Below are 23526 nucleotides of genomic sequence, written 5' to 3' on the forward strand. Positions count from 1 at the left end.
GAGGGCACTCAACGGTCCCCCTGTCGCCCTGCGGCCGGGGGACCGCGTACACGTAGGAAAGATCGGCAAGGAGGCCGCTTTGCCAGCCCCATACCGTGGCCTGATCCTCGACTTCGGTGGTGTGCTCACCACGCGGATGCGACTGAACGGGCAGGCGTTCGAGAGGACGGAGGGACTGACTCCAGGCGCGTATTTCGCGGCACTGAACGAGCATCCCGACGGCGTCGCGATCTACGCAGCGCTGGAGGTCGGTGAGGCAACCCAGGAGGACTGGAACCGTGTCATCGGCGGCATCCTCGGTATCGACTCCACCGACCTGATGCGGCGCGCTCTGGCCAACCTCCACCCGGAGCCTCAGATCGTCGCCGCCGCGAAGCGCGCTCGCGCGGCAGGGATCAAGGTGGCCATGCTCAGCAACTCGTTCGGGATCGAGCCCTACAACCCGTACGAGGACAAGGGCATGTGGACGGACTTCTTCGATGCCGTGATCTTGTCGGAGCTGGAAGGCGTACGGAAGCCGTCGCCGCTCATCTATCAGCGCGCGCTTGACGCCCTGGACCTGACCGGTCCCGAGTGCGTCTTCGTTGATGACCACGCGGAGAACCTGCCGCCCGCCGAGACCCTGGGCATCCGCACCGTGCACCACACGACCGATCCCACCGGCACAGCTGCCATCCTCGACTCGCTTCTCCTCGACCCCGCCCCCGCCTGAGCGAACAGAGCGACACAGCTCGCCGAGGACGTCACGACGGCCAACGAACGGCAGCAGCGTTCGAGGAACCCCTAAGGCTCCTCGAACGCTGAAGGACAGGTATGGGCTCTTGGTGGCACCACCGTGTATCAGTTCAAGAGACCTCTGCTGGACCTTGGGGGGGCGCCCTTCTGCCGTGCGGGCGCCCCCAACCGTCCCGTCACTTCATCGCCTAGCCGGATGTCAGGTGTTGCGACGTTCGGCCACGCGTACAGAGCCGACGGCGACCGGCCGACCTTGGCGCGCTGGGGTCAGGATTCCGTGTAGCGGGTGAGGAACTCCAGCTCAGCTTCGGAGATACGCCGCGGACGGCCGGTGTCCAGGTCGTACGCGGCCATCTTCGTGACGGCTTCCGCGTACGTACGCTCGGCGTCCCGGATGGCGTATCCGAGTTCGAGGCGCGCCCCACGGCAGTTGACGACCCAGACCTCCACGTTGACCGGCTCCTCGCGGTAGGTCAGCGGAGCGCGGTAGTCGACGACGGACTGGCTGACCACGAAGGCGTGCTGGCGCCGTCCGGCCTCGTCAATGGGCAGCATGTCCTGGAACATCCGCGTCCGCGCCTCCTCCAGATACGTGAGGAAGAGCGAGTTGTTGACGTGCCCGTAGGCGTCCGCGTCGGCCCAGCGCAGCGGCAGCGGATAGGTGTAGGTGTTCACGGGAAGGTCTTTCTGTGCGAAGGGCTGGGTGCGACGGCGGCTGCACCAGCAGGTCGGCGGCGCGCGGGTCGGCTACGCGGCGGAACTGGTGGCCTAGTGTTGTTGGCCGGTCTCCCGGACATCTGGCTCGCCGGTGTCGCTTTGCTTGATCTCCTGCAGGACGTCGCGGAGCACGCGCTGCTCGGTGTCGCGCTCGTGGAGGAGCTGTCCGATGCGGGCAGTTGCCGCTGCGGGGTCGGCCGGCAGTGCGGCGCGGACCAGCTGGTGCATCTCAGCGAGGCAGGCGCCCTCCAGGGCTTGCCTGGGTACGCGGGCGATCACCGTGGCCGGCGAGACGTGGGTGACGGACCAGCATCCGGTCGCCTCCTCCATAGCCCACACCACGGTGCGCTTGTCGGGGGCGAGCGTCAGCTGGGCGTCTGGGCCCAGAACCCTGCTGATGGCCGGCAGCGGTACACCGTTCGTCCCGGCCTGGGCCGCCGCTTCCTCGGCGGTGGCCACGACGGCCCGGGAGGCGAGTGCCGCCGCTTCCCGGCGCCAGCGGGTGGCGGCGTCCTCGGCCGCGCGGTTCTCCGCGTGCCGCTGCGCGGTGGCGACATCGTCCTGATTAGCCGTCGTGGCGGCCCACGCGTTGCGGGTGCCTCCGAGGGCGTCGCGCTCTTCGTCGTCTTCGTTGCCCTCGACCCAGGTGATCACGACGAAGCGGCAGTCGGGCATCGACGCCGGGTAGAGGACGTGGCTGACGACCTCGACGGTTTCCCAGTTCAGTGCCGGCACGTTCATGCGGAAGACGTGGCCGTCGCGCGTCTCGCCCATGGCCTGTTCGGTCTCCCAGACATGCCGCACGTCGGGATCCTTTTTGACTTCCTCGATCAGCCGGCGCAGTTCGGCGTCGTCCTCCTTCTTCGTGGCCTGCGCGAACTTGAGTATCTTCACGTAGGCCGAGGCGTGCTTATCCCAGTCCTGGTACTGCGCACGCGCCTCGGGGGCGGTCAAAGCCCAGCGGATGAGGTTCGCGCCCGGCTCCATCACCCAGGGCCACCACTCGGCCATCGCGGTGTTGAATCCCAGGATGTTCCAGTGCCGGTCGCACAGATAGGCGGGACTGGGCATCTGCCGGTCGATGAGCAGGCGCAGGGCCTGCTGCAGTTCGTGCTGCCCGGTGCCGCTCGGCGGCACCAGGCCCGAACCGATGTTGTGGAGCACCAGCGCATGACGCTCGTCACGGTCGAGGTTGAGCAGGGTCGCGAGGGCCTCGCACTGCGCCCGGGACAGCCTGGGCGGGATCGCGCCCCGCTCGATCTTGCGGTACGTCCGCTCGCCCATGTCCAGGGCTCTCGCCACCGGGAGCTGGTTCACGCCCGCGTTCTTGCGCCACCTGCGCAGGAGTGCGCCGAACCCCATGAACTGGCCGGCCAATGCCTGGCCGCCATCATCCCCCGAGGTCTCCTCGCCCGCCGGGCTGGCGCCCAGACCCGAAACCTCCTCGTCCGCACCGTCGTCGCTGCCGGGACCCTGTCCATTTGTGATCACGAGAAACCTGCCTTTACGCCTCTGCGGAGACTCCGACTTCCGGGCATGCAAATGGGTTCAGTGCATGCACTGAACCCCCGTCCCACCGTCTCCCGAGAGGAACCATACGCAAGATTGAGACGATCTTGGCCGTATGTGGTTTGGCGCACAAAGGGCATCGCCGCTGCGGTTTAACGTCGAACCACATTCGCCCGACATCGCGGTATGTTCATACCCGAAACGGACGCACCCCTTGATCATTAAGTGGAGGCGCTGGAGAAACCGGCAAAAGGTTGCCGATTTTCGTCGGAGATCGTTTTGCTCGGTCTAGACCACATCACCTAATAGCTTTTCAGATTGCCCGGCATTCGCCATTCCCCTTATGCGGCAAGTGACTTACGAGACCGTAAGTGCACAGCGAGGCACACGCCACCGCGGCGACCTATGCACCCAAACGGGACAAAGGATCGCCGTTGACTGCCCTGGCAGGGCTTGGCTTAAATCGCTCTGGCCAGCAGGTTCAACAAAAGTTGTGGCGTGAGACACGTGGGGGTCACAGTGAAGCTCATCCCGGAGACCCGGAGCGAGCAGCCTGCTGCCCTGCCCCCGCCAGCCGCCTCCGCCTGCGGCACCCGTCGAGCGCTCCGGGCAATCGCGGCAACGATCCCCCGGCAGTCTGAGCCGGTACCTCTGAGGGGCGCCCCGAGCGCTTCGCCTCGTCACTCGCTGCAACTAGTACAGAGATTAAGAACCAACTCTGGATCTTGACGCGGGTCCGTGCGTATGTTCGTCGTCCCCCGGGCAACCCCGCCCGGCACTGCGAATGCGAGGAGCGAGCGGCAAACGGACCGGACCGCACAGGTCCGAAAACAGCGGCGGCGCCCGAGAGCGAACTCCCGGACGCCGAACGCCTGACGGCATAACCACCCCGGCAAGGGCGGCGATTGCCCACCATCACCACGCTGATCCCATTCCACCGGGCGCGTCAGCGTGGCAACACTGCAAAGGGGATTCTTGCATGCCTCCTGCCCTGCGCAAAAGGCCCATCCGCCTGGCCTGCGCGACAGCCACCTCCGCCCCGGCACTCTCCCGCCCCGGGACGGAAGACACCGCCACGGCTCCGGCGAGCTGCCGGCCCCGCCTCGTGAGCGGGAGCAGCCGATGAGCGTCGATGCCCGCGAGTGGGTATGGGAGCACAGCTCCAGCCGGGGAACAGCACGCCTGGTCCTGCTGTCGATCGCCGACCGGGTTCCCGACAAGCAGTGCGTGGCCTGGGCCTCGATGACGAGCCTGGTCGAGCGGACCAACGCGTCGCGGACCGCCGTACGCGCGGCTCTGCGGGCTCTGGCCGACGGCGACGAGCTGGAACTGCTCGACGACTACCAGGGCCCGCAACGTGCCACGGTCTACCGCCTGCCCCGCGCCGCCGCCTTCCAGGCCAAGCTCGACGCGGCCAGGAAGGAAGACCCGGACGCACACGTCGAGCCGTCCGACGCGGACCCGGTGCCCGAGCTGGAGCCGGAGAAGCTCCAGCGGTACGGGATCTGGCCCAAGAAGGGCACGGATTCGGCACCCTCGCCACGGAATCCGACCGGCGCGGATTCCGACCCCTCGCGACGGAATCCGACCCCCCGACGGTCAGGAATCCGCACCCTCGAAGGTACGGATTCCACACCCCAGAACCGTAGTGAACCGAAGGTGAACCGTAGGTACAGCAGCAGTGGCACCTCCGTCACCCCGGCAGCCGAGTGGCAGGTCGACCCAGCAACCCACGCCTGGGCCCGCCAGCAGGGACATCTCGACCGCCTCGGCGCGGAGGGCCTGCAGGCAGCCGACGCGAAGTGGCGTGCCCATCGGGCCGACTTCAAGCCGCGGGCGGCGGGGGCCTGGGCTGCCGACTGGCGCTCCTGGATCGCCCGAGAGCACGCCCCCAGCCGCCCGAACCTCTACGCCGTACCCGGCGGAGGTTCCGCTGCGCCGGGCGGCATGACCCGCGCCGAGGCCCACACCGCCGCCCTCCTCGCCGCCCTCGACGAGCCGACCGGAACGGAGGGCTGACCGTGGATCGCCGCGAAATCGCCGCCCTGCTGGCCTACATCGGCCGACTCGACCCCCGCACCATCCGCACCGACCAGGGCGAGGCCCGCGACCAGCTCGCCCAGTGGCACGAGCTGCTCGGCGACGTGCCGATGGCCACGCCGCACGGCTGGGACGCCCGCGTCGCCGCCCGCCAGCACGTCCGCCTCTCGCCGTACCAGATCCTGCCCGCGGACGTCGCCCGCCCGTGGGAGAGCTACCGGCGCGACCGCCTGGCCCGGCACACCGACCCCACCCCGTCCGTCGATCCGGACGACCAGGCCGCCTGGACCGCGGAGCTGGTCGGCACCCGACGCGCCGTCGCCACCGGGACCGCCCAGCCTGCGCAGGCCCGGGCGATCACCAGCGGTCGCGACGGGATCGACCCGGAGCTGGAGGCGAGGCTGCGGGAGATCGGCTCCTGCATCCCTCCCGCCACCCGAGCGGCCCTCGCGCCCTACCGGCCAGCCCGCGCAGCACGCGAGGCAGCCGTCGCCAAGGGGCAGCCCGACGCCCTGAGCGTGCGGTGCGAGTGGTGCCTGGCCCAGCCCGGTGAGCCGTGCCGTCGCCGGAGGATCGGCCCCGACGGCGGAGCTCGTGGAACCGCCCCGCGCGCGACCCCGCACCCCGGCCGCCTGGACATCGCCGCCGCCCAGCAGAGCCAGCAGGCCCAGCAGCCGGCGATGGCCTGACCGGCGCCCAACGCCGGGGCATCCCCCATCCGGTGCACCGCCACCACACCACCGTCCCGCCTCGGCTGCGGCGCAGGCCCTCGCGCCGCAGCCGGCACCCGACGCCGCGTCCTCCCGCCGCCGGCCCTGACCGGCCGACGCGGCAGCACATCGGAGACCACCCTTGCGCCACATCACCACCCACGACGCGCCGCCCACCGGCCTGCGCGCCATCGGCGACACCAGCTGGCAAACCCGCGGCGTATGCCACGGCATGGACCCCGAAGACGCCGACGCCGTATTCTTCCCGCTCCCCCGGGACCACGAAGCCATCGCCGAGGCCAAGGAGCTGTGCAGCCTGTGCCCGGTGCGCCGCGACTGCCTCAACTACTCCCTGGAGAACGTCCTCAAGGAGGGCGTCTGGGGCGGCCTCACCGAGGCCGAGCGGCGCCCCTGGCACGACGGACTGCCCCAGCGCCTCGACTACCGGCGCGTGAGCGCGTTCTTCAATGGACGCGACGTGCACCTGACCGAGGCCGAGCGCCAGGTCGTCATCGACCACGCCTACGTCCGAGGCTGGCGCACCGACCGGCTCGCCGCCGCCCTGCAGATCAGCCACAAGCACGCCCGCGACCTGCTCCGGCAGGCAGCCAACAAGGTCTTCGACCGCGACCGCACCTACGGCGTACCCAGGCCCAAGAAGAAGCGGAAGAAGACCGCCCCGACAACAGGCAGCCCCGCACCCGCCCAGCCTGGCACACAGCAGCCGGTGTCCCGTCCGGTGGCGTCGACCTCGGCGCACGCCCCTCTCGGAAAGGCCGCATGACCCGCCCCATCCTGTCCCTCGGTGCCGCTCCGGACCTGCCTCTCCTCCTCGCGATCGGCGTACCCGTCGCCGCCCTCGCCCTGATGCTGACCACCTGGGCGATCCGGCGCCGGGACACGGGACCGCAGAAACGTCTCGGCAGCCCGGCGGTCAAGGTCGCAGCCCTCGCCGCGCTCGGCTGCACCGCCTACAGCGCAGACACCAGCTGGCGGTTCGCCGCCGACTACCTCGACATGGCCGGCACCGCCGAACGCGTCGGCATGTTCGCCGCGGCCGAACTCGCGCTCTTCGCGACCGCGCTGATGGCACGCCAGAACCTGGCCACCCAGGGAGCGCCCGGGCTGCCGGGCACCCTGGTCTGGGTCATCACCGGCGTGCAGGTGATCCCCGCCTATGCCGAGAGCGGCCCCGTCGGCGGCACGGTCCGCGCCTTCGTCGGCCCGATCATGGCGGCGATGCTCTGGCACCTCGCCATGGGCATCGAACTGCGCCTGCGCACCCCGGGCGCCGCGTCCCACGGCCTGCTCGCCGCTTTGGGGCGGGAGGCGCGCGAACGCCTGCTGTCCCGCCTCGGCATCGCCGCCCGAGACCGCGACGCCGCGCAGATCACCCGCGACCGCGCCACCACCCGCGCGGTCGCCCTGGCCGCCCGCCTCGCCGAGCGCACGCCCGAGCAGCAGCGAAGCTGGCGCGGCCGACGGCTCACCCGGCGGCTGTCGAAGGCGGTCGGCAGGGCATCGGTCGGCACCGACCCCCTCCAGCGCGCGCAGCTGCTCGACCAGCTCGCCGCCCGCCGACACGCACTCGCGCTCGCCACGGTCCCGCTGCCCTCGCCCTGGTCCCCGCCGCATGACAGTGCCACGGCGGCCACGGTCCCCTCGCCGAAGGCCCCGAGCGCGCCGGTCCCCGCTGTCGGTCCCCCCGGTCCCGCCGAACTGATCGGGGACCGGGGACCGCGTAAGGAAAGGGGGCCGGTCCCCGGGACAGGGGGCGAGGACCCGGGGAGTGGCACGGGGACCGAGAGGCCCGACGCGGAGACCAGCACGGGGACCGAACCCGTCAAGCCGGAGCCCAACGAGGGACACGACGGTGACGCGGGGACCGGCTGCCCTGCGGTTGAAGTGCCTGCTCAGGCCCAGGTATCGCACCGGGGACCGAAGGGCACCGAGTCGGGGACCGAGCCCACCGGGGACCGGGGACCGACCGACACCGACACGGGGACCGAGCCCACCGGGGACCGGGGACCGACCGACACCGACACGGGGACCGAGCCCACCGGGGACCGGGGACACAAGGTTCCCCTGCGGCGGAAGCCGACCACGAAGGCCAAGAGCAAGGGCAAGCGAAGTGGCCGGTCCCGCAGCCCGCAGACGCAGCGCCCGCCGCGCGAGCCGGAACAGTCCGTGGACCAGCTCGTCCAGCAGGTCCTCCCCCACGTCCCCGCCCTGCTCGCACGCGACGGCAACGAAGCCGTCACCCGGGTCCAGCTACGGGAGATCCTCCGGCGCGAGGGCCTCAAGGGCGGCCGGAACGACCGACTCAGCCTCGTCCTCCAGCAACTGCGGAGCGAAGACACCACAAAGATCAGGAGCACCGCCCGATGAAGACCTGCCACCAGTTCAACACCGTCCGTGCGGAGTACGAGCGGGAGATCGGCTACATGATCGCCCACTCCGAACGGCACAAGGGCAGGCCGGCGGCGAAGTCCAGCGCGAAGCAAGCCGCGTCGGCGAAGGCGCGGATGGCCCGGGCACTCAGCAGCCACGTCGGGCGCTGCCCCGAGTGCGGCTGAACCGGCAAAGCCGCAGCTCAACTCCCCTATCTGCAACAGGTGGCCCGGCTCCGTGCCGGGCCACCGCCCCGCTCCAGGAGACACGCAGTGATCCCGCGCCCCACTCGCTCATCCGAGCCCACGACCGCCGAGGCCGGCGCCTGGGCGGACGTCCTGGTCCGCCGACACCTCCTGCACGCCGCAGTCCTCGCCCCGACCGGCCAGTGGCTCGTCCAGCACCAGCCCGACGGACCCGTCCGCGTCCTCACAGGACCGGCCGACGTCGTCGAACTCGCCGCCACTATCCAGCACCGCGTCCGCTCCACGAGGCCCGAATCCCGATGACGAACCCGCCCCAGAACGGCACCACCCCGGAACCTGCTCGTGACCTCAACTCGGTCTCGGGGCGAGCAAGTTATCGGCCAAGACACTCTTCCCCGTCGGGGAAGGTGTCTTGGCCAGAACCCGCCCCGGGGGTGGCGGGAGCGGACCAGCACCGGGGGGTGCTGGTCCGCGAGGCAGCGACCGAGGGCGGATCGCAGCCGGAGGAGAAGCCGTCGCCGCGCAAACGCCGCGCCGCGAAGACAACCTCGCGCAAGCGCTCACCGAAACCGCCTGCACACAAACGCGATTACGTGTGCAGCGTCCGACTGAACGACGACGAGAAGACCCTGCTCGCCGCCGCTGCCAAAGCGACCCGTACGAGCCTGCCTGCCTTTCTGGCCCGCAGCGGACTCGCAGCCGCGCACGACCTCGACAACACCGCCGCCGCTGTCGCAGGCCATCGCGAACTGATCGCCGAACTGTTCGCCGCCCGCCGAAGCCTCGGACAAGTCGGCAACAACCTCAACCAGGTAGCCCGTGCCATCAACTCCGGTGGCCAGCCGACGGAGATCGACACGGTCGTCGCCGCAGTCCAGCGCGCCGTGACCCGCGTGCAGGTGGCCACCGACAACCTGCTGGAACGGCGTTGAACCCGCCGTTCACACCGACCACGAGGCCCTGCCGGACAGCAGGGCACGGACGTCGCGCCGCACGACCTCCTGGAACCGGTCGCGCAGCGTCCCGACCTCGTCCCTCATGACGCGCAGGCCCTGGATGTCCCGAGGGTCCGCAGTGGCCACATAGTCGCGCGCACGCCTCAGACCGTAGAAGACGGCGTCGGCCGCCTGAACCACATCCGTCGAGGCCAGGACGTGGATCCGCTGCCGGGTGCCGCCAAGGTTGAAGCCGGCGAAGGCCGCTGCGGCGGCCCCTGCACGTTCCTGGGCTGCCGTGGTGCTCAGCACGCGGAGAAGGTCCCGCCCCGTCTCCTCCATCGCGACCAGGTACTCGGCATACAGCGCCGTACGCAACTCCAATAGGCGCGTGACCGCCTCCCGGCGCCACCGCCGCCGATCCGCCAGCGCCGTCGCGCCGGCCCCAAGCAGAACTCCCACCAGCGCGGCAAGCGGCGATACCCAGTTCATCCGTGAGGCATTCCCGCCACGAGGACCTGGAACGCCACCTTCCCACTGGCCACGCCAGTTGATCAATCGGTCAAGGACAGCAGCATGATTCCCCGGATCCAAAAGCGCGGCCAGCGCACCATCGGCCTCCTCTATTACCTGTACGGGCCGGGAAAGTTCGAAGAACACACCGACCCGCACCTGGTCGCCTCCTGGGACCACAACGCTCCCGACCCCGGCCGCGACGCCTCCGCGACCCTCAAGCAGCTCCAGCAGCTCCTGGACCAGCCCGTCGAGAACATCGACCAAGCGCAGCGACCGAGGAAGCACGTGTGGCACCTGTCGGTGCGCAACGGTCCCGAGGACCGGATCCTGACGGACGAGGAGTGGGGTGATGTCGCCCGCCGCATGGTCGCCGCCGCCCGCATCGACGACCCCGAGACGGGAGCGGGCTGCCGGTGGGCAGCCGTCCGGCACGCCGACGACCACATCCACATCATCGCCACCCTCGTCCGCGAAGACGGGTACAAACCCGACCTCGACAACGACGCCGCCCGCGTCCAGGCCCAGGCCCGCGCCCTCGAAGCAGAGCTGGGCCTGCGCCGCCTCAACAAGGGTGACGGCACCGCCGCGAAGCGCCCCACCAGCGCCGAGCGCCACAAGGCGAAGCGCCAGGGCCGCGAGCGCACCGCAAGGGAAGAACTGCGCGAGACCGTACGCCGCGCGGCGGCCGGCGCCCGGAACGAGGAGGAGTTCTTCGGCCGGCTGACCGCCGCCGGCCTCTTGATCCGCACGCGCAAGGCGCCCTCCGGCGACCTGCTCGGATACAAGGTGGCCCTTCCCGACGACCGCAACAAGGACGACGAGCCCGTGTTCTACCCCGGCGCACGCCTCGCCCCGGACCTGTCCCTGCCCCGGATCCGGGAGCGCTGGTCCGCCGACCACCCCGACCAGGCCCCCTCAACGGGTAGCCCCGGCCGCGCGACACCGGACAGCCCGTCTGCCGCGCGCCGGCGGACCGCATCGGCCGTCTGGACCGCGATCACGATCGTCGAGCAGGGCGACGACGCGGTCGCCGCCGCATACATCGCGTCGGCCGGCGAGGTCCTGGACGCGCTCGCGAAGACCTCCGCCGCCCACACCCGCCGCGAACTGCGCGACGCCGCCTTCGCGTTCGAACGCGCCTCCCGCTCCCACGTCCGTGCCGAGCGCGGGCACGACCGAGCGCTGCGGCAGGCCGCCCGCGACCTCGTACACGGCGGCCCCGCCCTCGGCCGCGGCGAAGACGGCGCATCGACCGCGATGGCCATCGACATGCTCTTCTTCCTGATCACCGCCACCATGCACTGGCACGCGAAGAAGGGGCACGCGCAGCAGGCCGCCGCCGCCCGCCAAGCCGCCGAGCACCTGCGTTCCGCCTACCAGGCCGCCGCTGTCCAACCCCTCGGAGTCCTCTACCAGCGCGGCCGGCGCCTGAACCGGCCCCTGCTCCAACGGCAGACGGTGCTCCTGCGCGCGGCACTGCCGGGCCTGGCCGAGCAGATCCTCGCCGAGCCCGGCTGGTACGCACTGGCAGCGACCATCGCGGACGCCGAAGCCGCCGGCCACGACCCGGCCACCCTCCTGTCCGACGCCGTAGAGCGCCGCGAACTCGACACCGCGGACTCGGTGAGCGACGTGCTGGTGTGGCGGCTGCGGCGTCTGGCCGATCTGCCTGCCGACGCCTCTGGGGCCCCCGAACACGGCACGGTGAAGGGCCCGTCCGCCATGCATCCGGCGGCGCCCCGTCCCACCTCACCTGGCCGGCATCGCGGCGAAGAGGCAGGGGGCAACACACGCTGAGCCCTGCCGATTCGCTCGGCCGCAGACTCAGCGCACCGCCGAGAGCAAGGAAACCACCACCATTCCGCCCGCGATCCACAGCATGACCGTGCGCCACACCGGCACCCGGCGGGGCGGCGGCCCGTGCTGCGGAGCGTTGGCGCCGATGCATTTACACGAAGACGAGTGCAGCAGAAACGACGAATCGAGCCAATAGGCGTCGAGCAGTTGGACGATAACAGGGGGCGAAGCCGGACTGGGCATACCGGGGAAACGCCGCCCCGCCTCCCGCGGCACGTGCCGTGGCCAACTCGTAATCCTCCGCGTCGGGCAGTGAAAGACGCCTCCTGGCCTAGGGACATGACTGTTGACTTTGTGAATTGAACCTGCCGGGGACCTGGGGCACGATCATGACGCGTGCAGGACGAGACGAGGAGGACGTCAGGGTGTTTCACCGGATACGCCGCCGGGTTGCGGAGCCCAGCGAGATGCAGCGCCGGTACTTCGAGCTGTCGGCGCGGCTTGAGGGCCGGGTACCGCCGGAGGTCGAGCAGGTGCGGGCCGAACTGGCACATGCCGGGCCGGCCACCGTGGTCGACGATTTCCTTCCGCCGGAGCTGCGCGTGCCCAGCCACGACCAGCTCGACGGCCGGATGACGGCCTGGAAGCAGCCGCTCGTCCTCGACGGCGACATGGTCGCCTGCACCGAGTGCGGCGCGTACCGGGACTGGCTCATCCTCTCCACCCGTGACCAGATCTGGCTGCGGTGCCGGGCGGGCCACCAGCAGCAGGAGACGCGTCTCGACACCGCCTGGTACAACCGGCACACCGGCCCCGCGGACGCGACGCACGCCACGTTCGAGGACTGCCTGCGCCACCTCGGGCACTGACCCCCACTCCTACGACCCCACCGGGCTCACGAGCCCGCACTGACCACCCGTCGCCTAGCACCAAGGGGTCAGTTCAACCATGCGCGTTCGCGTCGCCACCACCGCCGCCGGCCTCACCGCCGTCACGCTCCTCACCGTGCCCGCCTGCTCCACCGACACCACCGGGGCCAAACCCGATACCGTCTCCGCCGCCCGGGCCGGGGAGCCGGCCGGGGCCGCCCAGAACGGCGCTCCACTGTCGTCGGCCGCACTGGAGGCTCGCCTGCTCGACGAGAGTGACCTCGGTAGCGGGTACCTGCGCAAGCCGGAGCGTCCGTCCCGGCACGACGTGACCGTCGTCGGCTGCCCGGCCCTCAGCGAGCTGGGCGGCGATGCGGCGACCGGCGGCCCGCTCACCTTCCCGCGCAAAGCGAAGGCCGCCTTCACCTATGCCAGCAGCAGCAACTCGGAGATCTCCGAGGAGCTGTACAGCGACAGCGCCGGAAAACTGTCCGCCGGCATCGACCGGATCTTCGACGCCATGACCGACTGTCCCACCTATCAGGTCGTCGCGGGCGGCACCGCGATCGATATGGCCTCGCAGAAGCTGACCGCACCCCACCAGCGCGGTGACGAGCAGTGGAGCCAGCTCCTGACGTTCTCCACCGGTGGGCAGAGCACTGTCGTGAAGCAGACCGCGGTCCGCGACGGCAGTCTGCTGCTGATCGTCTCCGGTGCTCCGGCCCTCGTCGACCGCCACCTCGACAAGGCCCTCGCCAAAGCAACAACGGCCAGCTAACCGGCTGCCGACATGCTGCTGCCCCCGACCGAAGACCCGGTCGGGGGCAGCAGGGCTGTGCGACGCATGGTGCTGAACGGCCCGGGAGGTGCCTAGCGGGCCGTGAGCCATGCTGCGAGTCCGCTTCCCGCGGTCGTGGCGAGGGCTGCCACCAGCCACCCCGGGACACGTTGGACGATCACATGTAATCCACCGCAGCGGAGTTCAAGTGCGGGCTGCTGTTTCTCTTCCGTTCGACGCATATCGCTATTCAGCCGCACGGGAACGTGGCACCGCTACGCCATACCTTAGCCACTTTGCCCCACTTCAACGGCTCACTGAATACCACATGGCGAACGGCACCGCTACGCCAAAGCTTGGCTACCTTGCCCCACTTGAGGCGTGGGCCATACCACGCGAGCAGTATCCACCGCTACGCCGCGCCGTCCCTACTTCACCCCACTTCACCTCCGGATCCGGAGGTAGGCGCCTATGCCGCGTAACCCCGCACCCCGTGCTCATCCAACGGGCGTCCCTCGGACAATGACGCACCTCGGATTTCTCCACCGACTTCCACAGTCCATATTCGCCCCCGAGGGGCAGCAAGAAGCCCGGCCTTCCCATTCGGGAAGACCGGGCTACTTACGTCGGAAGGAGGAGCGCCGCCGAACGCTAGGCCGGCGCGCGCAGGAGTCGCTCCCGCGTGGCCTCGGGCAGCACGCGGCGCAGGACCGGTGCCGTCGAGCTGAGGGAGGCGGCGAACGCTGCGACGAGGTCGTGGGGCGCGCTGGCGCCGAAGGACACCGCCCACAGGCACCGAGCGCCGAGCGCGGGCTCGGCCCATGCCTGCCATCCGGCCAGACCCGCCTCGTCGGCCTCGGTGGCCAGGGCGCGCGGGTCGGCGTCCTGGATGAGGGGCGGCACCTCCCCGAGGCTGATGTGCGAGGTGAACGTGGGATCTGTCGCTCCCGCCTGGGGCTGGTCGATGTCGCGGAGCCAGCCGTGTGCCGTGACGGCGTCGAGGACCAGGTCGGGGCCGGCGAGCGGCACGGCGGGCTGGTCTCGGGCGTCGAGTGCGACGAGGAAGTCGACGAGGACCTCCCCAGGGACGTCGGGAGTGAAGTAGGCCGACCACGCGGCTAGCGGGCTGCTCGTATCCGCGCGAGCGGAGACCTGCCAGGCGATCGGCAGTTCCCCCAGGTGGAACGGCTCGTCCGCCAGGACCCACTGGGCCCAGCGGAGGGTGTCGGGGCTGATGTGCAGGACGGTGCTGCGCAGGACCTGCCGGTCCTCCGGTGCCTCGTCCGGCTCGTGTCGCCCGCGGACGATCGTCAGGTTCGTCCAGCCAAGGCCGGCGAGCGTGTCGGCGACGGCGTCGTAGAGGCGACCGTCGTCACCGGCCAAGTGCCGGGGACCGACCCAGTACGCGGACTGGGCACTGGTCGGGGCGGGCGGGCCGAGCGGGAAGTCGGGATACAGGGGCGCCTCCAAAGGCTAGGTGCGGTTCTACTTGCCGCCGGCACTGCGGCGGGCGCGGCGCGGGGGCGCCTGGACCGGGCCTTGCCAGGCCAGAGCGACTGCAACCTCGGGCGGCAGATGACCGAGCTGTGTGTCCTCCTGCCGCCCTTCGGCGAGGTAGACGACGGGCTGGCCGGTCTCGTCCACAGACTGCACGACCTGCGCGAGGCGATGTGCCATCGGGAAGAAGGGGTTCATCGCCTGGCGTACCGGAGCGCTCCGGTCGCAGTCGGTCAAAAGGTCGATGAGTTCGCCGACGGTCATCTCCGTGTGCGTCACGGACAGCCTCCTTGTGTGAGGGAAAGCGGTGAGCGGTGGAACTGGCATGCCGCCAGCAGCTGGAGAGCCGCCCTCGGGGGAGGACTTCCAACTCGAGACTCCGGTGCTACACACGCCGGGAGGTCTCCAGCACGCGCGCCACAGCGGCGGCGACGATATCGGCCGGCGTCTCGGTGTCGAAGGACAGGTGGTAGCCGCGGACCTTCGCCGTACCGGTGACGGCGACTTTCCACCCCTCGCCATCGGTGCCGGGGCGGCCGAGCGGGAACCAACCGAGGTAGAAGCGGCCGTCCTTGCTGCTGACGTGCACGTCCGCCCGGTCATCCACAATCAGGTGGAAGTCCTCGGCGGAGAACTGGTCCAGAACGAGCGTGGGCTGGCCCGGGCCGAGCTGCCACTCGCGCAGCCGCAGGGCCTCGATGCTGGTGGAGAAACCGGGGCCAACGGGAGCCACGGTCACGGGCAATCACCTCTCTGACCTGGGGGTTCTTGCGAGGTCGTCTACGTTGACATGCCTCTGGCCGCGTTGGCCAGTCTTTCGTGGATCTTTCCTGTCTGCCCCCGGCGAACTGTCCGTTGCCATTGATTTCAGCCCGGCGGGGGCCGCAATGACCTCGGTCGTCTCCTCCAGGTCCATGGCGCCACGTTCGTCCGCGAGCCAGCACTCGCCCGAGTCGTTGTGCGAGCACACGCACGTCTCCGTCATGACAGCGATGCCGGGCGCGGCCTTCTTCGCCGCCCGGATCGAACGGGCCATCAGGCCCGTGGGGGATGCGCCCTGCGAAGCGCGGGCATCCCGGATGCGGGAGCCGGCGAAAATCTTCACCGACTTCACGCCGAGAGACTCCAGGGCCGCGACCGCGCTGGGCACGTCCCGCACCATGAGCGTGGGCATCGGCCGGTGGCCGCTAGAGTGCCGTCGGCCGGGTGCGGTCAACGGGTACGTGCTTGTCGGCTTCGTGGCAGCCGGATCAGGCGTCCGCCGTGCCGTGCGGCCTGACAGCGCCACGATGCTCTTCGTTGATGCGCTGGGCTTCTTCGAGCTGGTCTTCCAGGATGACGATGCGGCAGGCGGCGCCGACCGGAGTGCCCTGGTCGACGAGTTCGCGAGCGCGGGCAGCGGTTTTCAGCTGGTAGCGGGAGTAGCGGCGGTGGCCGCCCTCCGAGCGCAGCGGGGTGATGAGGCGGGCCTCGCCAAGGGCCCGCAGGAAGGCGGGGGTGGTGCCGAGCATTTCGGCGGCCCGACCCATCGTGTAGGCGGGGTAGTCGTCGTCATCGAGACGACCTAGAGAGTTTTCTGCGGTCATTCGCACCTCCGTTGGGGAACGCATCGAGGGGCCCTGGTGCCGTACGGCACCAGGGCCCCGAGGGATTTGAACACCATCTGCCGGCTTACTGCGATGCCGGGCTTCTCTTTCCGCTCGCTCTCCCGGGAGAGGGGGATGCGTGCGGGGATCGCGTATACGTGACCGTGGGACCACCTTCCGTTCCGGGGCCTGCGGTACCCGGGCCGACTACGTTCTCACCCGGGCGATCCTGATGGCGTCTGCCTCCTTCTCTTCTTTCCGATCCAGCTGCTTGCACCTGCGGGTCCTGCGTATGGCGGCCCCTGTGAGCCGCCCGGCCCGGCAGCCAGCGAGGGGACCCCGTAACCCTTCCGGCCCCGCCGCTCCACTGCCGTGCCACTACCTACCGGTCTTGCATGCTCGGCAGTTCGTGTCTGCCGAGCCTTCGTGACTTCTTGGCTACGGGCAAAACGTTAACCCCCGGGATCGCGCATGTCTACTCCCGTCATGACAGATTTTCTGCGTGCCGCGATGGCGGTGTTCTGCCGTCAAGGGCACCGGAAAGCCCGACCCCGACGTGTGGGGGTCAGGTGTGGAGGCCGGCAGAGAGGGCATACGGCCTGGCACTGCAAAGCGGCACAACCGATAACAGGTGGGGTGAACGCGCATGAACGGCACGAAGATCACCATCGCTCCGGCATCCTCCGCGCCGACCGTGGTGCGGGGCGAGAGCACCGACAGTGTCCGCCGGGCCCGTGAGACTGCCCGTGCCTTCACCGACAGCCTCGTCCCGGCCCTGGACCCTGCCACGGCCGATACCCTTGTCCTGGTGGTCTCCGAACTTGTCACCAATGCGCTGCGGCACGGTGGCGGCCGGTACACCCTCGAACTGTCTGCCACGGCAGACGGGGTGGCCGCCGCAGTCAGCGATCCCAGCCCGGCGCCTCCGCGCGAACGGACCCCGGACCTCAACGGTGGCAGCGGCGGCTTCGGCTGGCACATGGTCCGCCGCCTCACCACCCACCTGACCATCACCCCCGGCCCCGGCACGGGCAAGACGATTCACGCCCAGCTCCCCCGGCTGGGGGCCTGACCCATCGCGGCGCTCAGGTGACCTTGCGCAGCAGGAATTGTCTGGTGGGGTGTCTGAGCGCAGGGCCTTGTCCCGGGGGGTTTAACGAGCGGGGGCGGCCCTTGGCGGGTAGGAGTAGTAAGGGGGCCGGTACGTTCGCCGGGCTCGTGGTGGGCCCGCCTGATCGAGGAGGTGGCTTCCTGTGACGGAGGCGACCAGCACAGCCGAGACCAAGACGCAGTCCCGCGACTCGGGCGCAAGGACCTTGCAGGGAAAGACCGGGGCGGACGCACCGGCGGCGAGCCGGGGCAGGACGACCATCGCGGACGGCGTGGTGGAGAAGATCGCCGGGATGGCGGCGCGGGAAGTACCGGGTGTCCACGCCCTGGGCGGTGGCTTCGCCCGCACGATGGGCGCGGTGCGGGACATGGTCCCCGGCGGGCGCGCGGGTGTAACCCGCGGGGTCAAGGTCGAGGTCGGCGAGATCCAGACCGCCATCGACCTCGCCGTTGTCGTGGAGTACGGGTTCGCCATCGCCGACCTCGCCGCGGAAGTCCGCGAGAACGTCATCGCCGGAGTCGAACGGATGACCGGCCTGGAAGTCGTCGAGGTGAACATCGCCGTCAACGACGTCCACCTCCCGGACGAAGCAGAGGAAGAGACGGCCGAGGGCCGCGTGCAGTGACCACCTTGCCCAGCCCCCAGCGGCAGGCCCGGAGTCAGGCGCCGAAGACACGGCGTCACGATAGCCGCAGCCCGGGTGAACAGGCGTCGCCGGCCGGGGCAGCTCCTCTGCCCTGTGCGATCCCGACATCTCGACAGAGTGGCTCGGCGACCTGGCGTTCGCTTGTGTGCAGGCTGCCGGGAAGCAGGGCATCGTCGTTGCGGTCAGTCAGCCTCAGCGGTTCGCGGCAGTGTCAGCAGCGGCACTGCGGCCCGGTGGCGGCTTCGCTACATGCACAGGTGTCTGCTCGATCGCGAAAGCGCTGTCCGTGTGGGAGAGCCTCAGCAGCCGGGCCAGGGCGCGCGGGACCGCGCATAGTCGCAGCTCGCTGCCAGCGGCCTTCGCCGTGCGGGCGGCGGCCAGCAGCGCACCCAGGCCGGAGCAGTCAACGAAGGTGAGCCCGGAGCAGTCCAGGTCGACCCGCTGGTGGGTGGCCACGGCCTCGCGGAGGGCGTCACGGATCTCGGGGGCCGTCACCACGTCGAGATCACCAGCCACGCTCACGCGGCAGATGTCGGGTCCGGTGGCTGTGAGAGCTACGCGGGCCATCGTCTCGTTCATCGCCACCCCTTTCGACGTGGGGCACACGGCTCGTCGGGCCGTGCGTCCAGGAAACCCCCCGGCTGCCCGCCGTGTCCACACCCGCCGGAAGGCCCTGTCGGCAGGCCGCCGACCGCCCCCGGTTTCATCCGGGGCCGGGCCCAGGCTGGTGGAAGTGAGCAGGCGGGGGCAGGCTGAGAATACAGAGGCCACCGGCCTGGGCGGCGCGAAGGGACGTGAGGATGATCCAGGCAGCGGATATCCGGGAGTGGCGCACGCACGACGTCATCGACCCCGGTGGGCACAAGATCGGTACGTTCGAAGCGGTCTACGTGGACACCAGCACCGACGAGCCTGCGATGGCGAGCGTCCAGGTCGGTCTGCCCACCCGTCACCACCTGGTCTTCGTGCCGCTCAACGACGCGATCGTCGGGCCGGGCTACGTCAAGGTCGCCTACGACAAGGCACTGGTCAAGAAGTGCCCCCCAATCGGCACGGACGACGTGCTGCCCGCTGCGGAGGAGGCCGCCATCTTCGAGCACTACAACCTCGCCTACCAGCCCGGCGCCAACGGCGAGCGGCAGCTCGCCCGCCGCTGAGCATCCCCGTACCCAGGCCAAGGAGGCGCTGGCGTCAGGTCCTGTTCCTGCTCCTGCTCATCGCGGCGATCGTCCTGGGCTTCACCGGCGCCCTCGCCCATGGGCTCTTCTACCTGCTGATCATCGCCATCCTGCTGTTCGTGGCGGACTTGGTCTACCTCGCCCTGCGGTGGAAACGCTCTGGCCGGCGCCCCCTGCGCTGACTCACCCGTCCACCGCGCGGCCCCTACTCTCACCCGTGACTGCCCACCGTGCCGGAGCCCTCAACACGTCCACTTGTACGCCGACCTTCTTCCTCGCGCACGGGGTGTCCGCCCGCGACCGCGAGCCGCACGAGGGCACGGACGGTCAGGCCGGCTTCCGCCGGGTGCCGCAACGGCGCGTCGAGATGAAGGGTGTACCGGTTGCGCCGCCCGACCCGGTGCCGCTGCAGATAGCCGCCCCGTTCGAGGTCGGCGACGATGGCCTGGACGGTTCGTTCGGTGATCTGGCAGCAGGCGGCGATGTTCCGCAGCCGTGCGCTGGGGTCGCGTGCGATGACCAGCAGCACCCTGGCGTGGTTGGTCAAGAACGTCCACCGCCCCTCCTGCTGGCGATTCATCCTGATCAGACGCCCTTCTCTGCGCTCCCGGCCCCGCATACACAGTAAGCAATGCCGGAAACCGCCCTCCCTCATGGTCGCAGGGAGCCCCGGGGCTCGGAGACTGGATCAGTGGACGGAGGCGAGGGGTCAGTGACTTTTGGGCGTGCGGCGCGTTGGACGTCGCGACACGTGCACGTGTCCTGGCGCCCCACGGCAGGATGCGTGCAGGTGACGGCCTCGACTCCGCGCCCGGCGTCGGGGCCGTCGCCGTTGCGGGACCGGACCGGTCGGCCGTGGCCGGACCCGAGCGCGGCCCTTCGCGGTGAAGAGGAGGCGGTGTTTGGTGCGGGCGGGCGGGATGGTTGTCTGCTCTCGGCGAGGAAGCCGGGCACCGGCGCCCCGGCCGTCGTGCCGTACCCGTTGGTCACCGCGCGCCGGGCGCGGAGGGCCGCGGCGACTTTGCCCCGGTAGAAGGCGAGCACCGCCCGGTCGGTCTCGCTCAGCTCGTAGCGCGGGCGGACGGCGGGCGCGGCTGGCTTCGGCGGCGCGAGCCGGCGCCACGCCGTCCGCTCCGGCACCTCAAGGCCCTCCGCGACCGTGTGCACCTGCGCGGCCGTCAGCGCCTCGTCCTCCCGAAGCCGGGACAGCCGTTCGACGGCCGCCCGGCGCTTGTCTGCCGACACCCCACCATGGACCGCAGGAGCAGAGAGAATCTTGGTCTCTGGTGAGGTGAGTACGCCGGAGACGTTCCGTACGCAGACCGTGGCCCGTGTCCCGTGTCCTTCCGGCCACCCCTGCGTTGGTGGTGGTGACGCGTGCACTGGCTTGGGCCCCCCACGGCGGGCCGGTGCCGTCCGCGGCCCCGATTCCCGCCCGGCGTCGGGGCCGCGTCAGCTTCCCCTTTGGCTGGCCCTGTCCACGGACCGCGCGTGCTGAGGCCCTGGCCTGCCCCGAGCGGTTGGAGCCTTCGCGCTGCCGGAGGCGGGGTTCCGTCCGGACGGGTGTGAGTGGTTGGCTGGTGGGGCTGCCGGACCGGCGGGCCCAACCACGGTGTGCCGGTCCAGCAGCCCAGGAGCGCGGCGCCGACGGTGCGCCTGCGGACTCCTCGGGGGTGCGGTGCGGGGGCGGTGGGGGCCGTGCCCGCACCGCGCGGTCAGCGAGGCCAGGGATAGCGGCGGGTGAGGATCGTCCACTCCTCATCCACGCGGCCCGGCACCAGGCGGCCGTCGGTCTCCCACTGCTTGGCGAGCGCAGTGAAGATCGGCTCCAGCGCGGGGTGCGGAACCGTTTCACTGCCGGCGCGCTGCGCGCCGATGGCGGGCGTGAGCCGCAGGAGCCGCATCGTGGGGGTCACGCGGGTTCAACGCCGTCTGGGCCGTCCGGGTTACCCCCGGGCGGGGCCGGATTGACGCAGTGCGGTACGGGCCTGGTCGACGTCGAGGACAAGCGCAAACTCGTGGAGGGCCACGGCCATCACCGCCTCGGGCGTGGGCTGCTGTCCTGCGGGTGCGCGGTGTGCGGCGAGCTGGGCGGCGCCGCGGGCCACGATCCGCTCTCGCTCGGCGTCGTCGAGGGCGGGGTCGTTAAGCGCCGCCAGGACCTGCCGCCACAGCGTCACCGCCCGCTCCCGTTCCGGGGCGCGGGCACTGCGGCGGTCGGCGGCTCCATTTCCCCTGTGTCCACGTCGACTTCGTCGTCCTCGCTCGGCGGGGGCCGTTGGCCGAAGGGGCCGTACTCGCCCGGGAGGAGTGCTCCCAGCGCGGGCGCGCCCTTGGTTCGCCACTGTCCGTAGATCATGCGCTCATGGTCCCCGCCATCTGGCCCGAAAACGCTCCCGACGCTCTGGAGAGCGGCGAAGTCGGTGTGCGCCGCTTCGACGGCCTCCGGGTATACCGCCCGTTTCTCGTGCTCGGCAAGCGCCCTGTAGCTGCTGACCGTCCTGGTCATCCAGTCCTGGCTGGTCGGTGTGGGCGTCGTCGTATTCGGCGGTGCCCTGGTCGGCCGGCTGCTGCATGAGGAGCTCCCACGCGTGGCACGTGCGCTGAAACGGCGAGGATGAGACGGGAACCTCGGAGCCCGGAGCTGCTCACGCCCGGACGCCCTTCGCCGGGGGCGTGCGCCTGATCAGCGTGCATCAGACCGCATCCTCGCGTGGACGACGGCCATGCAGGGCGAGCAGTAGCGTTCGGCCGGCGTGTCATCGAGGACCGGTCTGGCACGCGCGGTTTGTGCGACCTCCTGGCCGCACAGTGTGGTGCGGACATCGCCCTTGGCCTTTACGTGCCACATGACCTGGGCACCGGTCGTCGCAGGGGCGGCGATCATCTCGTACATCGGCTTCTCCCCTGGTTGAGACCTCGGTGGGCCGTGGGTCGCTTCGTCTGGGGCGAGTCGGGGACGCGCTGCTGGCCGGACCCCGCCCCGCTCGTCCATGCAACTCCGCAGCACCTGATCGGACCATCGGAAAGGGGCCACTCGGGTGAACCGGAAGGCGTCAACCTGCTCGAAGTCAATTTGGGCCACGAGTACTGCGACACTCCGTGAACACGCCCGCCGACTCGTCGTCGGTGGCCCGTCCACCCCTGGCGCTTCGGCGGGCTGCCCCAGTGTGGCTGTTGCGGCGGATTGTTGGCGCGCCCTCATCGTGGGAATGAAGCAGGGAACTGGCAGGAGCCCACTGCCCTTCGGGTGGGTGTCGGTGGGCACGTGCCGCAGGGCGGGTTGGGGGGGCCGCTCGGTATCACGGCCTGCGTGGTGTTGTTGGTGGACCGCTGCCTTCCGCTGCCCGCTGGGGTTCGTCGGTCACTGCGGGTCCGGTCCCGGGAACCGGGCCCTCACCTGCGTCTGCTTCGCTGGCCTGCGCTGCTGTGCCCGTCGCCGTCCAAGCGGCGCAGTACAGCAGCAGCCTGGCCATGAGGTTGATCCACAGCACGACGGCGACCGGGACGGCGAAGGCGCCGTACATGCTCTTCCCTGCGACGCCCTGGAAATAGCCGGTCAGCAGCAGCTTGAGCAGTTCGAAGCCGACCGCACCGATCAGGCCGGCGACCACGACCGCACGTCGGCCGGGATGCACCCGCGGCAGCCGGGTGAGCAGGTAGATCAGGAGCAGGAAGTCGACGAGCAGGGCAATGGCCAAGCCGGCGAAGAACAGGAGCACCCGTCCTGCCCCGCCCTCGATCCCGACCTTGTCGGCTGCCCAGCCGACCGCGCTGTTCGCGGACACCGAACTGCCCATCGCGACCAGCCCGACCACGCCGAGACCGACCAGTACCCCGGTGTCCTTGAGCCTGAGCAGGATCGGATTTCCCGGGTCCTGCTCCTTTTCCCAGACCGCACGCAGGCACCCGCGAAGGGCGCCGACCCAGTTGATGCCGATCACGAGCAGCAGCGCGCCCGCGATGAGCCCGACGGTTCCGGCGTGCGCGACGAGGCTGTTCAGGTTCAGCAGGTGGGAAAGGCCCGGCGCCTGGCCGGCAATCTTGTCCTCAAGCTTGCTGAGCTGGTCCTTGCTCAGCAGCTTGGCGCCGATCGCCGCGCCCGCAGTGATCAGCGGAAAGAGCGCGACGAAACTGATGTAGGTGACGGCGGCGGCGAGCCGGGCCCAGTGGGTCTTGGCCAGCCGCTCGTACGCCCGCCACACGTGCGTACGCATCAGCCGTGCGATACCAGGAAGCCTTGTCAGCCAATCCATGGTGAACACCTACTCTCAGCGTACCCACGGCGGGAGAAGAGGCATGTGG

Annotated in this window: 30 protein-coding genes and 1 pseudogene; 15 read left to right on the top strand and 16 right to left on the bottom strand. The window is 70.3% G+C overall.

Going from position 1 to position 23526, the window contains the following annotated elements; all coding sequences use genetic code 11:
• Positions 1–79: 79 nt before the first annotated feature.
• Complete coding sequence (locus ABR738_RS14335) at positions 80–712, top strand: HAD-IA family hydrolase (protein WP_055643649.1); 633 nt, start codon at positions 80–82, stop codon at positions 710–712.
• A gap of 290 nt (positions 713–1002) precedes the next feature.
• Here the strand turns inward: ABR738_RS14335 and ABR738_RS14340 are convergent, their stop codons facing one another.
• Complete coding sequence (locus ABR738_RS14340) at positions 1003–1410, bottom strand: acyl-CoA thioesterase (protein WP_350230363.1); 408 nt, start codon at positions 1408–1410, stop codon at positions 1003–1005.
• Between the two features lie 93 nt (positions 1411–1503).
• The gene (locus ABR738_RS14345) at positions 1504–2943 is read right to left on the bottom strand and encodes a helix-turn-helix transcriptional regulator (RefSeq protein ID WP_350230364.1); all 1440 of its coding nucleotides are present in this window, start codon (positions 2941–2943) and stop codon (positions 1504–1506) included.
• A gap of 1140 nt (positions 2944–4083) precedes the next feature.
• Between ABR738_RS14345 and ABR738_RS14350 the strand changes: the two genes are divergently transcribed.
• The 7 genes from ABR738_RS14350 (at position 4084) to ABR738_RS14380 (ending at position 9240) form a co-directional block, all read left to right on the top strand.
• Complete coding sequence (locus tag ABR738_RS14350) at positions 4084–4980, top strand: helix-turn-helix domain-containing protein (protein WP_350230365.1); 897 nt, start codon at positions 4084–4086, stop codon at positions 4978–4980.
• 2 nt (positions 4981–4982) lie between these two features.
• Complete coding sequence (locus tag ABR738_RS14355; RefSeq protein WP_350230366.1) at positions 4983–5690, top strand: zinc finger domain-containing protein; 708 nt, start codon at positions 4983–4985, stop codon at positions 5688–5690.
• Between the two features lie 163 nt (positions 5691–5853).
• Positions 5854–6495: a WhiB family transcriptional regulator gene (locus ABR738_RS14360; RefSeq protein WP_350230367.1), complete on the top strand. Its 642-nt coding sequence runs from the start codon at positions 5854–5856 to the stop codon at positions 6493–6495.
• Positions 6492–8099, top strand: coding sequence for a hypothetical protein (locus ABR738_RS14365; RefSeq protein ID WP_350230368.1), 1608 nt, complete (start codon positions 6492–6494; stop codon positions 8097–8099). Before ABR738_RS14360 ends, ABR738_RS14365 begins: the two co-directional genes overlap by 4 nt.
• Positions 8096–8287: a hypothetical protein gene (locus ABR738_RS14370; protein WP_350230369.1), complete on the top strand. Its 192-nt coding sequence runs from the start codon at positions 8096–8098 to the stop codon at positions 8285–8287. The genes ABR738_RS14365 and ABR738_RS14370 overlap by 4 nt, the downstream gene beginning before the upstream one ends.
• An 87-nt stretch (positions 8288–8374) precedes the next feature.
• Positions 8375–8611 carry a hypothetical protein gene (locus ABR738_RS14375; RefSeq protein WP_350230370.1) on the top strand — a complete coding sequence of 79 codons (237 nt, stop codon included), beginning with the start codon at positions 8375–8377 and terminating at the stop codon, positions 8609–8611.
• Positions 8612–8769: 158 nt separating this feature from the next.
• A complete protein-coding gene (locus tag ABR738_RS14380) occupies positions 8770–9240 on the top strand; it encodes a plasmid mobilization protein (RefSeq protein ID WP_350230371.1) in 471 nt (156 codons plus the stop codon).
• Positions 9241–9249: 9 nt separating this feature from the next.
• On the opposite strand, the gene ABR738_RS14385 is transcribed toward ABR738_RS14380, so the two are convergent.
• Positions 9250–9735, bottom strand: a complete 486-nt coding sequence (locus ABR738_RS14385) for a hypothetical protein (RefSeq protein ID WP_350230372.1) — start codon at positions 9733–9735, stop codon at positions 9250–9252.
• 84 nt (positions 9736–9819) lie between these two features.
• Between ABR738_RS14385 and ABR738_RS14390 the strand changes: the two genes are divergently transcribed.
• From ABR738_RS14390 to ABR738_RS14400, 3 genes are all read left to right on the top strand, one after another.
• Entirely contained in the window at positions 9820–11556 is a 1737-nt protein-coding gene (locus ABR738_RS14390) for a relaxase/mobilization nuclease domain-containing protein (protein ID WP_350230373.1), read from the top strand.
• 467 nt (positions 11557–12023) lie between these two features.
• On the top strand, positions 12024–12425 hold the full coding sequence (locus ABR738_RS14395; protein WP_350230374.1) for a hypothetical protein: 402 nt from the start codon (positions 12024–12026) through the stop codon (positions 12423–12425).
• A gap of 79 nt (positions 12426–12504) precedes the next feature.
• On the top strand, positions 12505–13203 hold the full coding sequence (locus ABR738_RS14400; RefSeq protein WP_350230375.1) for a hypothetical protein: 699 nt from the start codon (positions 12505–12507) through the stop codon (positions 13201–13203).
• 651 nt (positions 13204–13854) lie between these two features.
• Here ABR738_RS14400 and ABR738_RS14405 read toward each other — a convergent pair.
• From ABR738_RS14405 to ABR738_RS14425, 5 genes are all read right to left on the bottom strand, one after another.
• A complete protein-coding gene (locus ABR738_RS14405; protein ID WP_350230376.1) occupies positions 13855–14673 on the bottom strand; it encodes an SPDY domain-containing protein in 819 nt (272 codons plus the stop codon).
• A 15-nt stretch (positions 14674–14688) separates the two neighbouring features.
• Positions 14689–14979, bottom strand: coding sequence for a hypothetical protein (locus tag ABR738_RS14410; RefSeq protein ID WP_350230377.1), 291 nt, complete (start codon positions 14977–14979; stop codon positions 14689–14691).
• Between the two features lie 106 nt (positions 14980–15085).
• A complete protein-coding gene (locus ABR738_RS14415; protein WP_350230378.1) occupies positions 15086–15439 on the bottom strand; it encodes an SPDY domain-containing protein in 354 nt (117 codons plus the stop codon).
• A 6-nt stretch (positions 15440–15445) separates the two neighbouring features.
• Complete coding sequence (locus ABR738_RS14420) at positions 15446–15850, bottom strand: porphobilinogen synthase (protein WP_350230379.1); 405 nt, start codon at positions 15848–15850, stop codon at positions 15446–15448.
• A gap of 100 nt (positions 15851–15950) precedes the next feature.
• On the bottom strand, positions 15951–16286 hold the full coding sequence (locus ABR738_RS14425) for a MerR family transcriptional regulator (RefSeq protein WP_350230380.1): 336 nt from the start codon (positions 16284–16286) through the stop codon (positions 15951–15953).
• A gap of 646 nt (positions 16287–16932) precedes the next feature.
• Here ABR738_RS14425 and ABR738_RS14430 point away from each other — a divergent pair.
• Together ABR738_RS14430 and ABR738_RS14435 are read left to right on the top strand one after the other, a co-directional pair.
• The gene (locus ABR738_RS14430; protein ID WP_350230381.1) at positions 16933–17358 is read left to right on the top strand and encodes an ATP-binding protein; all 426 of its coding nucleotides are present in this window, start codon (positions 16933–16935) and stop codon (positions 17356–17358) included.
• A 181-nt stretch (positions 17359–17539) separates the two neighbouring features.
• Positions 17540–18022: an Asp23/Gls24 family envelope stress response protein gene (locus tag ABR738_RS14435; protein WP_502964085.1), complete on the top strand. Its 483-nt coding sequence runs from the start codon at positions 17540–17542 to the stop codon at positions 18020–18022.
• Positions 18023–18235: 213 nt separating this feature from the next.
• Here the strand turns inward: ABR738_RS14435 and ABR738_RS14440 are convergent, their stop codons facing one another.
• Entirely contained in the window at positions 18236–18622 is a 387-nt protein-coding gene (locus tag ABR738_RS14440) for an STAS domain-containing protein (RefSeq protein ID WP_350230382.1), read from the bottom strand.
• A 221-nt stretch (positions 18623–18843) separates the two neighbouring features.
• Here ABR738_RS14440 and ABR738_RS14445 point away from each other — a divergent pair, with 221 nt between their 5' ends.
• Entirely contained in the window at positions 18844–19200 is a 357-nt protein-coding gene (locus ABR738_RS14445) for a PRC-barrel domain-containing protein (RefSeq protein WP_350230383.1), read from the top strand.
• A gap of 232 nt (positions 19201–19432) precedes the next feature.
• On the opposite strand, the gene ABR738_RS14450 is transcribed toward ABR738_RS14445, so the two are convergent.
• From ABR738_RS14450 to ABR738_RS14470, 5 genes are all read right to left on the bottom strand, one after another.
• A complete protein-coding gene (locus ABR738_RS14450; protein ID WP_350230384.1) occupies positions 19433–19801 on the bottom strand; it encodes a helix-turn-helix transcriptional regulator in 369 nt (122 codons plus the stop codon).
• 71 nt (positions 19802–19872) lie between these two features.
• On the bottom strand, positions 19873–20466 hold the full coding sequence (locus tag ABR738_RS14455; protein ID WP_350230385.1) for a hypothetical protein: 594 nt from the start codon (positions 20464–20466) through the stop codon (positions 19873–19875).
• Positions 20467–20936: 470 nt separating this feature from the next.
• Positions 20937–21137, bottom strand: coding sequence for a hypothetical protein (locus ABR738_RS14460; protein ID WP_350230386.1), 201 nt, complete (start codon positions 21135–21137; stop codon positions 20937–20939).
• A 30-nt stretch (positions 21138–21167) separates the two neighbouring features.
• Positions 21168–21401 (bottom strand): hypothetical protein, encoded by a 234-nt coding sequence (locus tag ABR738_RS14465; protein ID WP_350230387.1) that lies wholly within the window; start codon positions 21399–21401, stop codon positions 21168–21170.
• Positions 21398–21730 (bottom strand): hypothetical protein, encoded by a 333-nt coding sequence (locus tag ABR738_RS14470; RefSeq protein WP_350230388.1) that lies wholly within the window; start codon positions 21728–21730, stop codon positions 21398–21400. The genes ABR738_RS14465 and ABR738_RS14470 overlap by 4 nt, the downstream gene beginning before the upstream one ends.
• Between ABR738_RS14470 and ABR738_RS37750 the strand changes: the two are divergent.
• A pseudogene (locus ABR738_RS37750) lies at positions 21717–21842 on the top strand (ribonuclease BN); the annotation flags it as partial. The gene ABR738_RS14470 and the pseudogene ABR738_RS37750 overlap by 14 nt on opposite strands.
• Before the next feature lie 65 nt (positions 21843–21907).
• On the opposite strand, the gene ABR738_RS14475 reads toward ABR738_RS37750, so the two are convergent.
• Both ABR738_RS14475 and ABR738_RS14480 read right to left on the bottom strand, forming a co-directional pair.
• Positions 21908–22117, bottom strand: a complete 210-nt coding sequence (locus ABR738_RS14475; RefSeq protein WP_350230389.1) for a hypothetical protein — start codon at positions 22115–22117, stop codon at positions 21908–21910.
• Between the two features lie 406 nt (positions 22118–22523).
• On the bottom strand, positions 22524–23477 hold the full coding sequence (locus ABR738_RS14480; protein WP_350230390.1) for a YihY/virulence factor BrkB family protein: 954 nt from the start codon (positions 23475–23477) through the stop codon (positions 22524–22526).
• Positions 23478–23526: the final 49 nt, after the last annotated feature.

Origin of the sequence: Streptomyces sp. Edi4, from assembly GCF_040253615.1 — a bacterium.
Lineage (GTDB): Bacteria > Actinomycetota > Actinomycetes > Streptomycetales > Streptomycetaceae > Streptomyces.

Coding starts and splice junctions, on each gene's coding strand:
- ABR738_RS14350 (WP_350230365.1), top strand. CDS start 4,084: ATGAGCGTCGATGCCCGCGAGTGGGTATGGGAGCACAGCTCCAGCCGG.
- ABR738_RS14365 (WP_350230368.1), top strand. CDS start 6,492: ATGACCCGCCCCATCCTGTCCCTCGGTGCCGCTCCGGACCTGCCTCTC.
- ABR738_RS14370 (WP_350230369.1), top strand. CDS start 8,096: ATGAAGACCTGCCACCAGTTCAACACCGTCCGTGCGGAGTACGAGCGG.
- ABR738_RS14385 (WP_350230372.1), bottom strand. CDS start 9,735: ATGAACTGGGTATCGCCGCTTGCCGCGCTGGTGGGAGTTCTGCTTGGG.
- ABR738_RS14390 (WP_350230373.1), top strand. CDS start 9,820: ATGATTCCCCGGATCCAAAAGCGCGGCCAGCGCACCATCGGCCTCCTC.
- ABR738_RS14395 (WP_350230374.1), top strand. CDS start 12,024: ATGCAGCGCCGGTACTTCGAGCTGTCGGCGCGGCTTGAGGGCCGGGTA.
- ABR738_RS14400 (WP_350230375.1), top strand. CDS start 12,505: ATGCGCGTTCGCGTCGCCACCACCGCCGCCGGCCTCACCGCCGTCACG.
- ABR738_RS14425 (WP_350230380.1), bottom strand. CDS start 16,286: ATGACCGCAGAAAACTCTCTAGGTCGTCTCGATGACGACGACTACCCC.
- ABR738_RS14430 (WP_350230381.1), top strand. CDS start 16,933: ATGAACGGCACGAAGATCACCATCGCTCCGGCATCCTCCGCGCCGACC.
- ABR738_RS14440 (WP_350230382.1), bottom strand. CDS start 18,622: ATGAACGAGACGATGGCCCGCGTAGCTCTCACAGCCACCGGACCCGAC.
- ABR738_RS14445 (WP_350230383.1), top strand. CDS start 18,844: ATGATCCAGGCAGCGGATATCCGGGAGTGGCGCACGCACGACGTCATC.
- ABR738_RS14450 (WP_350230384.1), bottom strand. CDS start 19,801: ATGAATCGCCAGCAGGAGGGGCGGTGGACGTTCTTGACCAACCACGCC.
- ABR738_RS14470 (WP_350230388.1), bottom strand. CDS start 21,730: ATGACCAGGACGGTCAGCAGCTACAGGGCGCTTGCCGAGCACGAGAAA.
- ABR738_RS14475 (WP_350230389.1), bottom strand. CDS start 22,117: ATGTACGAGATGATCGCCGCCCCTGCGACGACCGGTGCCCAGGTCATG.
- ABR738_RS14480 (WP_350230390.1), bottom strand. CDS start 23,477: ATGGATTGGCTGACAAGGCTTCCTGGTATCGCACGGCTGATGCGTACG.